Below are 17,052 nucleotides of genomic sequence, written 5' to 3' on the forward strand. Positions count from 1 at the left end.
GCCCTAGCGGCAATGGCAATCCTGACAAGCCGTTGAAGTTAATTACTGTGAATAGTTCCATATTCAGCATTCATATAGCCACATAGCTTTATTGGTGGCAATGCTCTGTTCTCAACTGACTCAGAAATATTCTTACCTGATTCAGATTATCCTTTATCCGACTGCCGTTACAGCAGGAAAGCGGTGCATGAAATCCCAAGTAAACAGTAAGCCTAAAATTTTGGTTGTTGATGATGAACCAGACAACCTTGACTTGCTTTACCGCACCTTCTATCGCGACTACAAGGTGCTGAGGGCAACATCTGGCCCTGCGGCACTGGATCTGCTGGCGCAAGAGGGAGAGGTGGCAGTAATTATCTCTGATCAGCGTATGCCGATCATGAGTGGTACAGAATTTTTAAGCCTCACGGCAACTCAATATCCAGATATTATTCGGATTATTTTAACTGGCTACACTGATGTCGAAGACTTAGTGGAAGCAATTAATGCTGGTAAAGTATTCAAATATGTTACTAAACCCTGGGAAGCGGAAGAACTCAAAGCAGTAGTTCGTCAAGCCCTTGATACTCATAATGTCCTGAAAGCTCGTACCCGTGAATTAACCCGCACGTTGCGCCAGGAATCGCTACTGAACTCCGTTACTAACACAATTCGCAGTGCCTTAGATTATCGACAAATTTTACAAGCAATTGTCGATACAGTTGGTCATATGCTGGAGGTGGATGTTTGTCTATTACGTCCCTTTCAAGATGAACAATTAGTAGACGAAGGATTTATTTATCAAAAAACAGCTTCAGAACAAGCTCAGACACAGCTTCGTAACGAGAAAACAGCAGCACCAATCAATCATCCTTCCCCTCCACCGCTTCTAGCCCAGACGCTTTGGGAAACTCGTGAGGTGCAGGTGATTAATGATGTAGTAGATGATGAGCGTATTTATGGAGATACTTCTGAACTACAAAACAGAGCAAAGGCTTTTGAGGCTGCTAATATCTCCTCTAGTCTAGTTGTACCCCTGCTTTGGCAACAGCAATTGATGGCGGTGCTAGCACTGCACCAGTGTCACCAAGGGCGAATTTGGGGAGAAGAGGAGGTACAGCTAGTTTTAATGGTGGCAGATCAAGCAGCTCTTGCTTTATCTCAAGCATACGCCTATGAGCAAGTACGCGCCCTAGCTAAACGAGAAGCTTTAATTAATACAATTACTACAGCGATTCGTTCTAGTTTGAATCCTCAAGATATCTTTGCAGCCATTACTCAACAACTAGGACAGGCTTTACAAGTAGACGGCTGCGTTTTATCTTTGTGGGCAGAGGAAGATGAGTATGTGCAATGTGTAGGATTATATGATAGTTCTCAGCATTTAGAAGATTCTCTCTCAGTCATCAAACCCAGAGAATTAACAATACAAGAATCACCAAAATCCCAAGCCCCAATTCGGGAAAATCCGATTCTGCAAGAAATAATACGGACACATGAGCCTGTAGTGATTTCTGACTTAAATCATTCTTTCTCAGAAATTCAAGGGTTTGATTTACTAGGGAAACAGCCAGCCCGATCGCTGATGGTAGTTCCTTTAGTAGCTGATGATAAATGTATCGGTAGTATTACCCTGCGAGAAGGTAGTAAAGCTAGACGGTGGCTATCATCAGATATTGAGTTAGCAAAAACTGTAGCAGCACAAGCGGCGATCGCAGTACAGCAATCACGCCTCTACGAAAAAACCCGTGAGCAAGCTGAACGCCTATTAGAACTAGATAAACAAAAAACCGAGTTTTTTCAAAACATTTCCCATGAATTTCGCACCCCCATCACCTTAATTCAAGGGCCGTTAGAGTCAGCAGTGAGTTCAGGCGAGGGGTTATCCTATGACCAAAGTGCGATCGCTTTGCGGAACTCTCGCCGTTTACTGAGACTAGTCAACCAACTACTGGATTTACAACGCCTAGACGCGGGGAGAATGCAGCCGAGTTTCCGTCCTAGCGATTTAGTTGAATTTGTCAGCCAAATTGTGGAGTCCTTTCGTCCCTACTGTGAAAAAAAGTCACTACATCTGGTCACTGACTTGAGCCAATGTCCTACGGTGTATTTAGACATGGAAAAATTTGACAAGGTACTTTATAACCTGCTGTCAAATGCCATGAAGTTTACTCCTGAAGGTGGCACAATCAGCGTTAAACTGAGAACTGCACAGAATCAATGCTTACTACAGGTACAAGATACAGGCATTGGTATTGTGCAAGAGCAGATTCCTTATCTGTTTGAGCGATTTCGTCAAGCTGAAGGTTCAGCAAATCGTTCTTATGAAGGTAGTGGACTCGGTTTAGCTTTAGTAAAAGAATTAGTAGAAATACATGGTGGCAAAGTCACAGTTGAATCAGTCTATGGTCAAGGTACTACCTTTAAACTTTGGCTTTTAGCCGGCAATGCTCACTTACCCCCACAGCAAGTATCTGATACCCCTGTAGAAGTTAATACCAGCCGCGCTAGTGTGGAGTTAGCAGACTTAGAACTGGTAGAATCAACTGCCGACAACACAGAGAGCATTGACTTCACACTATCTACATTAGGGGAAAACCCCCAAACAACTACAACATCTAGTGATAACTCGCACCACTCTATCCTAGTGGTAGACGACAACCCAGATTTGCGAACCTATGTGTCTGATATCCTGCGGCGCAGTGGTTATCAAGTTCAGACAGCGCGTAACGGTTATGAAGGGTTTGGGAAAGCGCAAGCGATCGCTCCTAACTTGATTGTCACTGATTTGATGATGCCGATGGTGACGGGACTGGAGATGATTCGGATGATTCGGAGTGAAGAAAAGCTCAAAGGTATCCCAATTATCTTACTCACAGCCAAAGTTGATGAGGAAACCCGCATCGAAGGTACAGAACATGGAGCAGATGCGTATTTAGCAAAACCATTTAATGACCGGGAACTTCTAGCGGAAGTTCGCAATCTTCTAGCTTTGAAGGCAAACGAACGTAGGGTTTTGGAGCTAAACACTTATCTTACAGAGTCAGTCTTGAAACGCTTTTTACCGCCGTCTTTAGTATCCAAAGCGGCTGCGGGTACTTTGAGTTTAGATTTACGACCAGAACCACGCTTAATTACAGTTTTGTTTAGCGATATTGTGGGGTTTACTCAGTTAGCCAATACTCTTAGATCCCGACGCGTGGCAGAATTGCTGAATGAATATTTAGAAGTCATGACTAAAGGAGTGTTTGATAACGGTGGCACGGTAGATAAATTTATGGGAGATGCTATTTTAGCTTTGTATGGTGCGCCAGAAGAACTGACACCTAATGAACAGGTGCGTCGAGCCATTAATACAGCTAGAGCAATGCAAAAGTCATTGGTGCAGTTGAATCAGAAGTGGTACAACCAAGGTATATTTGATGCCGATAACCCAACTGGGGTACAATTTCGCTGTGGTATTCACCAAGGTACGGCAGTTGTAGGTATGTTTGGTAGTGCCGAACGAGCAGATTATACTGCGATCGGCCCGAGTGTGAATATTGCTGCTAGATTACAAGCTGCTACCGTTCCCGGTACTATTTTAGTTTCTGCGGCTGTCGCTGATTATTTACAAGACGAAGAAATTACGAAAGGTAGTCCGCTAAAACTCAAAGGAGTTGATGAAACAGTTTTGACTTTTGTGGTGAAACCAGAAGTAATGGTAAATCGTTAAGGATTACAGCACGGAATAATATCTAGTGTCAAATGCCACATGACAATATCGGTTGCGGATAAAAATCCTATTTCAGCCACAGTCTGGCGGCGACATCAAGATCCTCCAGGTTTGTGGATTGCTGTAGCTATAGGTTCAGTTTCTCTACATTTGCTAGCTTTTTGGTTAATGCGATCGCCTAATGGTTTTAGACCTTGGTTTCCACAACAAAGCCAAGCTGTTGTTCCTATTGAGTTGGTAGAAATTTCACCCCAGGAATCAACAACTAAACCACCAACACCTCAAGCACCAAAAACTACACCAGAAACAGCACCACCCACATCTACAAATCAAGATGATCGGGGGCTAGATTTTGGTGGTAGTATTCAGCAGGAAAACAGTAGCAATGCGCCTCAACCTGATACACAAGTCTTTGCTGAAGAAAAATCTCCTCAACCAGAACCAACCTCTACACCAACTCCTACACCTCAACCAGAACCGACCTCTACACCAACCCCAGAACCTACACAGCAAAATCCTACAGTTCCCTTGGGTGAACGTCCTTGGGAACGTCGTCAAGATATTGAATTAGGTAAGGGAACACCATTACCATCAGATAATCCAAATGTTACACCAGAACAAATTGCCGAGTCGGGAGATGTAGAAGATCAAACGCCACGCACTCTAGACGAAGAAACTGCAAATACTTCTAGTCAAGATCCTTCAACCACTCCCAATGAAGAAACTCCTAGCAATTCCAGTGATAATAGTTCTAATTCTGCTGGAGAACCTGCAAATAATTCTAATGTAGATACTGCTAGCAATTCCAGTCAGGATAGTTCATCTAACGCTGAAACTACAAATACTCCTGCTGCGGAAAATTCACCTAATCAAACTGCTAGCGGATCTATCGCGACTTTAGTCCCTCTAGGGGAAAATGAAGTGCGCCAACTCATCGAGCAGAGGATAATTGGAGATAATGACCTTCCTGATGTTTTGTCTATATACCAGGGAAGCAACTCCAAAACTTTAGAGTCTAGCTATCTTCCTAGTGATACAGCACTTCAACCTGCAAAGTTGCTAGCGAGTTTAGTAGTTGATCAAAATGGTAAGTTCCAACAAGCTGTAGTGCTAGAAATAGAACCAGCAGGATTAGCAGGTAACAAAAGTTTATATGAGCAAGTGGTCACTGATTTGTTCAGAAACGAAAACTTTATCCCAGGTCAAAATCGTGATGGTACAAAACCAGAAGTGAGTAATTCTTTTATATGGGTTACTATTGAGCCTGTGAAAAATAATTAGATACTTGAATTTCTGATAAAACTGTGCTACTCTAACATAGTTGGAAATTTGCGGGCGTAGTTTAGTGGTAAAACTATAGCCTTCCAAGCTATTAATGCGGGTTCGATTCCCGCCGCCCGCTTAAAACATTAAACCCTTGTGAGGTAAGTCTTGCAAGGGTTTTTTTGTGTTTATCGAATAGCGGGACTTAAACTGCGATCGCTCCTACCCAATCAATGTAAGCGAGAGAGGGGGCGATCGTCTAATCACATATTTTGAAGCTAGGTTTTTTTGCTGAGTCATCTATCAATCACAAATCGCTAACTGATTTTCATCCATTGGCTAGAAGCAGACACTAGCAAAAATCTTTACCGTGGAGTTATGTGCTTCAATATAAGGAAACGAGCCGATGGTTCCTATTCGAGATAATAATCCGATCACAATTACGCCTTATGTAACTTTTGGACTAATTGCGGTGAATGTTCTGGTGTTTCTTTATGAAGCTAGTCTTCCGCCGCAAGCATTAAACGGGTTTTTACACTTAGCGGCTGTAGTCCCCCGTGAACTGAGTTTAAGTTTTGCTGGGGTTGCTATAAATCAGCCTGTACCAGAGTGGGCGACATTAATTAGTTCGCAATTCTTGCATGGTGGTTTGTTACACCTAGCGGGTAATATGTTGTTTCTCTGGATTTTTGGTAATAATGTAGAAGAAAAATTAGGTCACGCCAAGTATCTGCTGTTTTATCTGTCCTGTGGTGTTTTAGCTTCCTTAGCTCAATGGTTCTTCGCTCAAGATTCTAACATTCCTTCCTTGGGTGCTAGTGGTGCGATCGCCGGTGTGATGGGTGCATACATTCTCCGCTTCCCCCAAGCTGAAGTTATTGGTGTTGTCCCTCTGGGGTTGTTTTTCCCAACTTTCCGCGTTCCTGCATATTTCTTTTTAGGATTTTGGTTTCTCCAACAATCTTTCTATGGACTAGCTAGCTTGGAAACCCGTACTAATATCGGTATGGAAGGCGGTGGAATTGCTTATTGGGCTCATGCAGGCGGTTTTATCTTTGGCGCAATTCTTGGCCCCCTGTTGGGCTTATTTAGTGATAAACCACAGGAAGAATCTTCTTGGTAGGGTTAAAAGTCTTTTGGCCAAGGTGCGGTGGGTAGGTCAGAATCATCTGAAGCATTTTCTAACTTATCTATTGATGACTCATTTGGTGGCAAAGATTTTTTAGCTGAAGGATTTTCTAACTTATCAATTGCTGCCAATACTTCTGATGCAGATTGATAACGCTGTTTGTAATCATCCCGCACCATTTTACTGAGAATTTGCGCGAAACCATTGCTCACTAGTGCCTTATCAATCCATTTTAACTCTTCATGGGAGTCCCTAGGAATATCCTGGGGTGGGATACCAGTTAAGGCTTTAATCCCAATCATTCCCACTGCATAGATGTCACTATTGTATTGAGGACGACCAAAACATTGTTCATTGGGAGCGTAACCTTTAGTCCCAATACCGATTGTGAAGGGAATTTGCTCTTGATTTTCTAACTGTGGTGCAGAAATATCTTTAACTGCACCAAAGTCAATCAATATCAGATGATTGTCTGCATGGCGGCGAATAATGTTGCTGGGTTTAATATCTCGGTGAAGCACTTTATTTTCATGAACAAATACTAATATTTGTAGTAGTTCCTTAACAATTTTGATGGCTGTTGTTTCTAAAATGCCTCTACCTGATATTAATTCTTGTGATAGAGGATGACCGATAATATATTCTTGGACTAAATAAAATTCTGCATTCTGTTCAAAATAGGCTAGTAACTGAGGAATTTGGGGATATGTACCCAGTTTTTCTAAGGTTTGTGCTTCTGATGCAAATAAACGCCGCGCCATTTCCAATGCTTTGGCTTCGGTGTTGGCTGGTTTTAGCTGCTTGACGACACATCGGGGATTTCCAGGACGCTGTATATCTTCGGCGATGTATGTTTCGCTAAATCCTCCAGCACCCAGAACTTTAATGATTTGATAGCGTCCGCCTAGTATTGTCCCTGCTAAAGCTAAGTCTCTTTGTTGCAGGAGGTCTTGCAGTTCCTGTTGTTGGCTGATAATCTCTTGTACAACTGGAGAGGTTTTATATTTCTGGAAGATTTCTACTAATTGGCGAGTTCTAATTTTTTCCCTAGCTACTTCCGTTCCCAGATAAGATAAACCACAAGTAGCGATCGCCAGTATTGGTACAGTGGTGGGTAAAATTAACTGTCCATAAATAAAGCTAATATAGCTGATGCCGCCCCAAACACCTGCTAAACCCAGACTAAACAAAAATCGCTTCAGTCCACTTTTGCTTCTAGTTATGATTAATGATGCGCCGCCAACTAAAAATAATACAAACACACCCCGCAACAATGGGTTAGGAATAGCTGGTGCGATCGCTTTTCCTTGCATCAAAGTAGCGATCGCGTTGGCATGAATTTCTACCCCTGCCATGCGTTCAGGAGACGGCCAATTTGTAGTCACTGGGACTGGATGATAATCGTTGGCTAACTGGGCTGTTGCTCCCACAATGACAATTTTGTCTCGAAATACTTCACCTTGCTGTAAATAAGTGTTCCAGTTTTGTGAGTCGAGGACGTACCAAAAAGGAATCGCCTCAAATGTACCAGCCGGACCCCAAAAATAAATCCCATCGCCTTGCAGTGGTGGATAGTTGACTGCTGCTGATCTCAATACTGCTTGATCAAATGAAGGGATTTTCTCAGTCAGGAGATCGTCTTCTGCTAAAAGTTTGTTAAATTCCCTAGCTAGTCGATGAATTTTACCATCTACCTCTAAAAGGAAATTTACACTGCCTATAGTAACTGGATATTCTCTAAATTTCTCATAAGGCAACCTCAGTTGTGTCACTGTGCCTTGGTGGGATTCAGATGTGTCGTATTGGGCTGCTAAGGTGATTTTGCTCCCGTATTTTTTTAATGCTGCTTGCAATTGGCGATCATCGTCTGTACCATAAGTACCAGGCGTATCAAAAACTACGTCTAAAGCCACAGAACGCGCTCCCGCCTGCATTAATTTTTCAATTACTTGGGCATAAGCGGCACGTTTAAACGGGAATGATCTCAGTGGTTCTAGGTAGGCATAAGTGTGTGGATCTGTCTTATAGTACTGTTCGGGTAATGATATTGACTGATCATCAATTGCTAAAATTACAATATCTTCTGGCGGTACAAGCGACCCCCGCATTTGCCAAAATGTTGATATGGCTTGATTTTCCAACCATTGAGCCACAGCTACACCTGAAGTTACTACCAGAAATGCCCCCATTGCAGCAACAATGTTGAGCAGATTACCCAGTGCTATGATGCGTTGTGACTGGCGTAACGATGCAGTGATAGTTGCTTTTGAGGGTTTAGTTGACGCTATATTGGCAGTAGATACATATTTTTTATTTGAGGTCGATGTAGGTTCTTCTGCCATATCATGTTAATAAGTTTACGTACAACTGTTTGATTTATTTTGTCCCACTTATACTACAAACACATTGAAATATTACTTAAAATGATTAGCTTATACATTTGTAATATAACTTTAATTATTCATCGAACTCTAGTCAGAGAGCTTTTAACACCAACACTCCCAAAAATTTCTTTGTGAGTGAGATCCAAGTATTGTGTACCAATGATTTGAGTGGGAAATATGCCGACTCATCCCTTGGTTATGGCTAGATTATACTCTATACAATCCGCACAGTACAGCTTTTTCAAAGCGTCTACAGTTGACTGCTGATGCAAATATTGTTAATTGCACAACCTATAGATTTTCATTAGTCCCTATCCTCATATCAGACCTATGCCTTACGTCTTTAGAAGTAAACTTCATGACTCTATCCCAAACCATCCTGTTAATCAGTCAATTTTATTGGTAGATTTTGATTACAGGGTAAGTCTTATAGCCTTGGGAGTTAAAATGTCCAATGCCCAGCAAATAAAATTCTAGGGGTCAGATAATTTTATGCTTTGCAAGATGTAAGATAAAAGCTATACATGACAAGCTACTCTTGAGATATTAGCAAATTTATCAAATGAGAATTGCTATAATCTATTGTTCAATCTAAATTCTTTACTATTGTTAGGTGTATTTTTCTATGGGTTCTCCAATGAATCGTCTGTCTATTTTTGTAGACGGAAATAATATGTTCTATGCTCAACAAAAAAATGGTTGGTTTTTTGATCCCAGACGAGTATTAGAATACTTTAAACACGAGCAATCAGAAACAACATTAATCAATGCTTTTTGGTATACGGGCTTAAAAGATCCGCAAGATCAACGAGGTTTTAGGGATGCTCTCATTAGTTTAGGTTATACAGTCAGAACGAAAATCCTCAAAGAATATTATGATGATTCCTCCGGTCGCTACTCCCAAAAAGCTAATTTAGATATTGAAATTGTTGTAGATATGTTTAATACAGTAGATCAGTATGATCGAGTAGTTTTATTCAGTGGTGATGGCGACTTTGAAAGGGCAATTGAACTGTTACGTTCAAAAAATACTCACATTACGGTAGTTTCAACAGAAGGGATGATTGCTAGAGAGTTACGCAACGCTACGGATAGATATATAGACTTAAATGATATTAGAGACAAAATAGAAAAAGCAGAAGGTTAATAGCCTTAGCAATTATTTACAAAGTTAAGACTAGAACAACTAATGTAAGCGATATTAAAAGTAAAACTAAAACGACGAGCCAAAATGACAGATCAAGCAGAAAGAATCATCATTTTTGATACGACACTCCGAGATGGTGAACAGTGTCCAGGGGCGACATTAAACATAGATGAAAAGCTGGCAATTGCTAAACAGTTAGCCCGTCTGGGTGTAGATATCATCGAAGCTGGGTTTGCCTTTGCTAGTCCCGGAGACTTTGAAGCAGTGAGTAAAATTGCTCAAACTGTCGGGACAGAAAATGGCCCAGTTATTTGTAGTTTGGCGAGGGCTAGACATGATGATATTAAAGCCGCAGCCGAGGCGATTAAACCCGCCGCCAAAGGCAGAATACACACCTTTATTGCTACTTCTGATATTCACCTGGAATATAAGCTCAAAAAAACCAGACCGGAAGTAATTGCGATCGCCGAAGAAATGGTAGCCTATGCCAAGAGTTTCACCGATGATGTAGAATTTTCCCCAGAAGATGCCGGGCGTTCTGATCCTGAATTTTTGTATCAAGTTTTAGAGCGAGCGATCGCCGCCGGCGCAACAACAGTTAACATTCCCGATACTGTTGGTTACACCACACCCAGCGAATTTGGGGCAATAATTAAGGGGATTAAAGAAAATGTCCCCAACATCGACCAAGCGATTATTTCTGTTCACGGACACAATGATTTAGGCTTGGCAGTTGCTAACTTCTTAGAAGCCGTCAAAAATGGTGCAAGACAATTAGAATGTACCATCAATGGCATAGGTGAACGAGCAGGAAACGCCGCCTTAGAAGAATTAGTTATGGCCATGCACGTCCGTAGGCAATATTTTAATCCTTTCTTAGGTAGACCAGCAGATTCGGAAGAACCCCTGACAAATATTGACAGCCGTCAAATTTACAAAACATCCCGCCTAGTTTCCAATTTGACGGGAATGTTAGTGCAACCAAATAAAGCAATTGTCGGCGCAAATGCCTTTGCTCACGAGTCAGGAATTCACCAAGATGGAGTTTTAAAAAATAAACTCACCTACGAAATTATGGATGCCAAATTGATTGGCTTAACAGACAATCAAATAGTTTTGGGCAAACATTCTGGGCGTAATGCCTTCCGCACACGGTTAAAAGAATTGGGTTTTGAGCTATCAGAAACCGAACTCAATAAAGCTTTCGTCAGATTCAAAGAAGTAGCCGACAAAAAGAAAGAAATTTCTGATTGGGACTTGGAAGCCATTGTTAACGACGAAATCCAACAAGCCCCCGATTTATTCCGGGTAGAATTGGTACAGGTTTCCTGCGGTAGTAATGCTCAACCCACAGCTACAGTTACCCTCCGCACCCCCACAGGCGAAGAACTTACCGACGCAGCCATTGGGACAGGGCCAGTAGACGCAGTTTATAAAGCAATTAACCGTGTGGTAAATGTACCCAACCAGTTGATTGAATTTTCTGTGCAGTCAGTAACAGGTGGTATAGATGCGATTGGGGAAGTGACTATTCGCTTACGCTATGAATCGAGAGTATTTGCTGGTCATGCAGCCAACACTGACATCATAGTTGCGTCTGCACAAGCATATGTTAATGCCCTGAATCGTTTGTACGCATCTTTGCAAACACAAGAAAAGCAAGAGGAAGTAACCGCATAGAATTAGCACTTTCAAGCAACAAGATGCAAGCATTTCACGCGTTGTTTTGTGTTGTAACTTCATCTTGTTGTTTTAATGGGTATTTACTCATTACTCATTACTTATTACTCATTACTCATTTAATCCTGGGAATACTAAATGTAGTATTTTAGACTTCTCACTATGATTAGTATTCCCGGATATATCCTCACAGAAGAACTATACAATGGTTCTAGAACCCTAGTGTATCGAGCAGTTCGAGAAAGTGACTTATTACCTGTAGTCATTAAACTGCTAAAAAATCCCTATCCCAGTTTCCGGGAATTGGTGCAGTTTCGCAATCAATACACCATTGCTAAAAATCTCCAACTACCTGAGATTATCCAAACTTATAGCTTAGAACCATACCAAAACGCTTATGCTTTGGTAATGGAAGACTTTAGGGGAATATCTATCAAAGAATGGATAAATAAGTACGAAACAAACTTATCTCTGAGTGATTTTTTGTCAATAGCGATCGCACTCTGCAATACTTTAGATATTCTCATGCGCGAGTGCATTATTCATAAAGACATTAAACCTGCCAATATTTTAATTAATCCAGAAACAAAACAAGTTAAATTAATTGACTTTAGTATTGCATCTCTATTACCCAGAGAAACTCAAAGCTTGATGAATCCCAATGTGCTGGAAGGGACATTGGCTTATTTATCTCCCGAACAAACGGGACGCATGAATCGAGGAATTGACTACCGTACAGATTTATATTCATTAGGAATCACATTCTACGAATTACTTACGGGAGAGTTACCATTTCCATCAAATGACCCAATAGAATTGGTACATTATCATATTGCTAAAACTGCACCATTAGCAAATGAAATAAATCCCAACATTCCCTTTATTCTCTCAGAAATTATCAGCAAATTGATGGCGAAAAATGCTGAAGACCGCTATCAAAGTGCGTTGGGATTGAAATATGATTTAGAAAAATGCTTATTTCAACTCAAGGAAATTGGCAGAATTGAAGACTTTAAAATTGCCCAAAGGGATGTGTGCGATCGCTTCATCATTCCCGATAAACTTTATGGAAGGGAAACCGAAGTAACAACTCTATTAAAAGCCTTTGATAGAGTCAGTCAGGGGACAACAGAAATGATGCTGGTTGCTGGGTTTTCCGGGATTGGTAAAACTGTTGTAGTCAATGAAGTTCATAAACCCGTTGTCAAGCAACGGGGTTATTTTATTAAAGGTAAATTTGACCAATTTAACCGCAATATTCCCTTGAGTGCATTTGTGCAAGCTTTTCGCGATTTAATGGGACAATTGTTAACAGAAAGTGATGCTCAAATCCAGGAATATAAGCGTCATATTTTAGCGGCTGTTGGTGAAAACGGACAGGTAATTATTGAAGTTATCCCCGAATTAGAACGCATTATTGGTAAACAACCACTCGCTGTAGAATTATCAGGGAATGCTGCTCAAAATCGATTTAATTTATTATTCCAGAAGTTTGTCCAGGTATTTACAACTAAGGAACATCCATTAGTGATATTCCTAGATGATTTGCAGTGGGCGGATTCTGCATCTTTAAATTTGATGCAGTTGTTGATGAGTGAATCAGCCACAGAATATTTATTATTAATTGGGGCTTATCGAGATAATGAAGTTTCATCTGCCCATCCCTTGATGGTAACTTTAGCAGAAATTATTAAATGTCAAGGTAAAATAAATACTATTACTCTTGCGCCTTTGAGTAATTTTAGCTTAAATCAACTGGTGGCAGATACGCTAAGTTGTTCACCAGTAATTGCTCAAGCACTCACTCAATTAGTATACCAGAAAACCCAGGGTAATCCATTTTTTAGTACCCAGTTCCTCAAGGCATTGTATGAAGATGGATTAATTACATTTGACTGGGATAATAGAAATTGGCAGTGTGATATTAGTGCAGTTAAAGCCTTAGCAATTTCCCATGATGTAGTTGAATTCATGTCACTGCAACTACAAAAACTTCCCCCATCAACACAAAATATTTTGCAGCTAGCTGCTTGTATTGGAAATCAATTTGATTTAAAAACATTAGCTTTGGTTTGTGAACAATCTATAGTAGAAACAGCAACTTGTTTATGGAATGCTTTGCAGTCAGGCTTGATTTTACCGCAGACAGAAATTTATAAATTTTTTGTTGGTGCAGAAAATCAAGATATGACTCAAGACAATGCGGAAATTTTTGTTTATAAATTTCTGCACGATCGCGTCCAACAAGCTGCTTACTCATTAATCCCAGAAGACCAAAAACAGCTAACTCATGTCAAAATCGGTCGTCTACTGTGGGAAAACACCCTAGAAGCAGAACTAGAGGAACAGGTTTTTGCGATCGCTAATCAGCTAAATATTGGCATTGAACATTTCCATGAACCTAGAGAACGCCATGAATTATCCCGCTTAAATTTCATGGCTGGGAAAAAAGCCAAAGCCTCAACCGCACATAATGCTGCACTGGCTTACCTGAAAATCAGTATTCAGTTACTACCCATCAACCCTTGGCAATCTGACTATAATTTCACCTTAAGCTTATACAACGAAGCTACCGAAGCCAGTTATCTGAGTGGTGAACTGGAATCAATGGAAAACTTTGCTCAGGAAGTTTTACAACAAGCCAAAGCAGTCATTGATACAGCCAAAGTCTACGAAGTCAAAATTGACGCTTACACCTCTCAGGGTCAATTATTGGCAGCTATTGATACAGCCATGCAATTTTTGCAGCCGATGGGGATTGAGTTTCCCCAAACACCAACAAATGCAGATTTTGTTGAGGCTTTACAAGAAATACAAGCTAACCTCAGAGGTAAAACAGTAGCCGAGTTAGTTGATTTACCAGAGATGCAGAATCCCGAATTACTCGCCGCCTTGCGTGTTTTGGTGAAATTAACTACTCCTGCTTATATGGCAAAACCGGAACTTCATCGCTTGGTAGTCCTGAAGGAAGTTGTTCTGTCTATAAAATACGGAAATTGTTCTGCTTCTGCTTTAGGTTACTCAGGGTATGGACTCATGCTTTGTGGGCAGACAAATACTATCTCCACAGGCTATGAATTTGGTAAGTTAGCTTTGCAAATCCTGTCTAAATTTCCAGAACGGGAATATGAAGGAATCGTCATGTTTGTCGTTCATAATTTTATTATCCACTGGCAAGAGCCACTCACAGCAACACTCAATCCCTTCCTACAAACCTATGCCCGTGCATTAAATAGTGGTGATTTGATCTATGCTGCTTATGCAGCTTATGGTTATTGCTACAATGCTTACTTTGCTGGTCAAGAATTAACTAAATTAGCTGATGAATTGGCGATTTATGGGACAGCAATGGAAAAAAATCATCAAAAAAATGCACTTAATTACAACAATATTTATCATCAAGTAGTCCTAAATTTAATCGAGCCAAAAACCAAGCCTTGGGAATTAGTTGGTAGAGCCTACAATGAAGAATCAATGCTGGCATTAAATGAAGCGGCTAATGATGGCTCTGCTTTATGGCATTTCTTTGTAAATAAATTGATACTGTGCTATTTGTTTCAAGCATTAGAACTCGCGGTGGAATATGCGGTTAAAGCTAAACAATATTCTAGTTCAGGATACGCAATGCCTAACATCCCATTGCTGAACTTTTATGATTCTCTAGTGCAACTAGCTTTATTCCCTACAGCATCACTCACAGAACAACAGGAGATTTTACAGCAGGTAGCAGAAAATCAAGAGATAATGCAACAGTGGGCAAATTATGCACCCATGAATCAGTTACATCGATTCTATTTAGTGGAGGCGGAAAAGCATCGAGTTTTAGGTCATAAAACCACAGCAATGGAATTGTACGACCTAGCTATTTCTCAAGCCACAGAAAGCGGCTACATTCAAGACGCTGCACTCAGCAATGAACTAGCTGCTAAATTTTTCCTCAACTGGGGTAAAGACAAAGTTGCTCAAGCATATATACAAGAAGCATACTACTGTTATGCCCGTTGGGGTGCAAAGACCAAAATAGAAGACTTAGAACAACGCTACCCACAATTACTGCGGCTGATTCTGCAACAAAAAGCCCTCAAACTAGATGTGGGAGAACGACTGATTAGTACAGTGAAGTACAGCAACTCAATTCAGTCCTCAACCCATCTTTCAAATTCTTCTAGCAGCCATTCGGAACTAGATTTTGGCTCAATTTTAAAAGCCTCCCAAGCCATATCTACCGCCATTCAGCTAGAGGAACTAATTGAAAGGTTAACTCAGATTATTCTCGAAAATGCTGGTGCAGATAAGTGTGCGTTAATTCTCTTGCAGGATGAATCATGGCAAGTCAGAGCGATTACCACCCTAGAAAGCACAATATTACAAACAGCACCACTTGATCATCATCCTAGTGTCCCAGTTCAGCTAATTCAGTATGTCAAAAATACCCTGGAAACAGTAGTCATTGATGATCTCAAAACCCCTATACAGAGCGTGATTGGGGAATATATGCACCAACATCAACCCCAGAGTGTACTGTGTATGCCCATTTGCTACCAAGGGCAGTTATTGGGGATATTGTATTTAGAAAATAAAATAACAACAGGTGTATTTTTAGGCGATCGCCTGGATATACTCAAATTATTAACCTCTCAAGCTGCCATTTCCCTAGAAAATGCCCTCCTCTACAACACCCTAGAGCAGAAAGTTGAGCAGCGCACCCAAGAACTACACCACAAAAATCAGCAACTATCCCATACCCTCCAAGAATTACAACATACTCAAGCGCAACTAATTCACGCTGAAAAAATGTCAAGTTTAGGAGAAATGGTTGCAGGTATTGCCCATGAAATTAATAACCCAATTAGCTTTATTTACGGAAATATTACTTATCTTCAAGAATATTTTCAGGAATTACTTGATGGTATTCATCTCTATCAGCAACAATATCCCCAACCCACTATTGAGATTAAAAATTATCTCCAGAAAATAGATTTAGATTACATAATTAACGACGTAGCCAAGCTACTAAACTCAATGCAAAATGGTAGTGAACGCATTCAAAATATTGTCTTATCTCTGCGAAATTTTGCCCGTCTTGATGAATCAGAAACTAAACCCGTGAATATTCATGACGGTATTGAGAATACACTGTTAATTCTGCAACACAGATTCAATAAAATTGCCATCATCAAAGACTATAGTGAACTACCATTTGTGAATTGTCACGCCAAACAAATTAATCAGGTGATGATGAATATTTTGAATAACGCCATTGATGCTTTAAATGCAGCAGAAATCAACAATCCTAGCATTACCATTCGTACTGCCACCAGCAGCAATTCCTTAACTCCCAGTATTAGTATTCGCATTACTGATAATGGGACTGGCATTTCTGAGGAAGTCCAAAAACGAGTATTTGACCCCTTCTTTACCACAAAACCGGTTGGTAAAGGAACAGGATTAGGATTAGCCGTAGCTTACTCTATTGTGTCCACTCATCATGGACAAATTAATCTTGTTTCTCAATTAGGACAGGGAACAGAATTTGAGATTATCTTGCCCATTTAAGGATGAGATTATGGTAATTTACCTACCTATAAATCCCGCATTTCTCACAAACAGTAGGGGCGGGTTCACAGATATGCTCGAATCATTCACGAATATTTTGCTCAACCCGCCCCTACGGACTCTGGACTGAGGTGGCAATAATTGGTGAAAAATCCGGGTAAATCACTTCTAAACAAACATCTGCGAAAATTACTGAAGC

The 17,052-nt window shown here is 40.6% G+C and carries 7 protein-coding genes and 1 tRNA gene; 7 read left to right on the top strand and 1 reads right to left on the bottom strand.

The features are described 5' to 3' along the window. Positions 1-187 precede the first annotated feature (187 nt). From L6494_RS07060 to L6494_RS07075, 4 genes are all read left to right on the top strand, one after another. Positions 188-3,694 (top strand): response regulator, encoded by a 3,507-nt coding sequence (locus L6494_RS07060; protein WP_237993047.1) that lies wholly within the window; start codon positions 188-190, stop codon positions 3,692-3,694. Positions 3,695-3,733: 39 nt separating this feature from the next. Then, complete coding sequence (locus L6494_RS07065; protein ID WP_237993049.1) at positions 3,734-4,975, top strand: hypothetical protein; 1,242 nt, start codon at positions 3,734-3,736, stop codon at positions 4,973-4,975. 50 nt (positions 4,976-5,025) lie between these two features. Further along, positions 5,026-5,096, top strand: a tRNA-Gly gene (locus L6494_RS07070). 267 nt (positions 5,097-5,363) lie between these two features. Next, entirely contained in the window at positions 5,364-6,080 is a 717-nt protein-coding gene (locus L6494_RS07075; protein ID WP_237993051.1) for a rhomboid family intramembrane serine protease, read from the top strand. 2 nt (positions 6,081-6,082) lie between these two features. On the opposite strand, the gene L6494_RS07080 is transcribed toward L6494_RS07075, so the two are convergent. Further along, entirely contained in the window at positions 6,083-8,428 is a 2,346-nt protein-coding gene (locus tag L6494_RS07080; RefSeq protein WP_237993053.1) for a CHASE2 domain-containing serine/threonine-protein kinase, read from the bottom strand. A 667-nt stretch (positions 8,429-9,095) separates the two neighbouring features. On the opposite strand from L6494_RS07080, the gene L6494_RS07085 reads away from it, so the two are divergent. From L6494_RS07085 to L6494_RS07095, 3 genes are all read left to right on the top strand, one after another. Further along, entirely contained in the window at positions 9,096-9,617 is a 522-nt protein-coding gene (locus L6494_RS07085; protein ID WP_190710290.1) for a LabA-like NYN domain-containing protein, read from the top strand. Between the two features lie 84 nt (positions 9,618-9,701). After that, on the top strand, positions 9,702-11,297 hold the full coding sequence (locus L6494_RS07090; protein ID WP_237993055.1) for a 2-isopropylmalate synthase: 1,596 nt from the start codon (positions 9,702-9,704) through the stop codon (positions 11,295-11,297). 162 nt (positions 11,298-11,459) lie between these two features. Further along, positions 11,460-16,853, top strand: coding sequence for a trifunctional serine/threonine-protein kinase/ATP-binding protein/sensor histidine kinase (locus L6494_RS07095; protein ID WP_237993057.1), 5,394 nt, complete (start codon positions 11,460-11,462; stop codon positions 16,851-16,853). The last annotated feature ends 199 nt before the right edge of the window (positions 16,854-17,052 follow it).

The organism is Nostoc sp. UHCC 0870, from assembly GCF_022063185.1.
Taxonomy (GTDB): Bacteria; Cyanobacteriota; Cyanobacteriia; order Cyanobacteriales; family Nostocaceae; genus Trichormus.

Excerpts from the sequence above, each read along its gene's own strand:
- L6494_RS07060 (WP_237993047.1), top strand. The coding sequence starts at position 188 with ATGAAATCCCAAGTAAACAGTAAGCCTAAAATTTTGGTTGTTGATGAT.
- L6494_RS07065 (WP_237993049.1), top strand. The coding sequence starts at position 3,734 with ATGACAATATCGGTTGCGGATAAAAATCCTATTTCAGCCACAGTCTGG.
- L6494_RS07075 (WP_237993051.1), top strand. The coding sequence starts at position 5,364 with ATGGTTCCTATTCGAGATAATAATCCGATCACAATTACGCCTTATGTA.
- L6494_RS07080 (WP_237993053.1), bottom strand. The coding sequence starts at position 8,428 with ATGGCAGAAGAACCTACATCGACCTCAAATAAAAAATATGTATCTACT.
- L6494_RS07085 (WP_190710290.1), top strand. The coding sequence starts at position 9,096 with ATGGGTTCTCCAATGAATCGTCTGTCTATTTTTGTAGACGGAAATAAT.
- L6494_RS07090 (WP_237993055.1), top strand. The coding sequence starts at position 9,702 with ATGACAGATCAAGCAGAAAGAATCATCATTTTTGATACGACACTCCGA.
- L6494_RS07095 (WP_237993057.1), top strand. The coding sequence starts at position 11,460 with ATGATTAGTATTCCCGGATATATCCTCACAGAAGAACTATACAATGGT.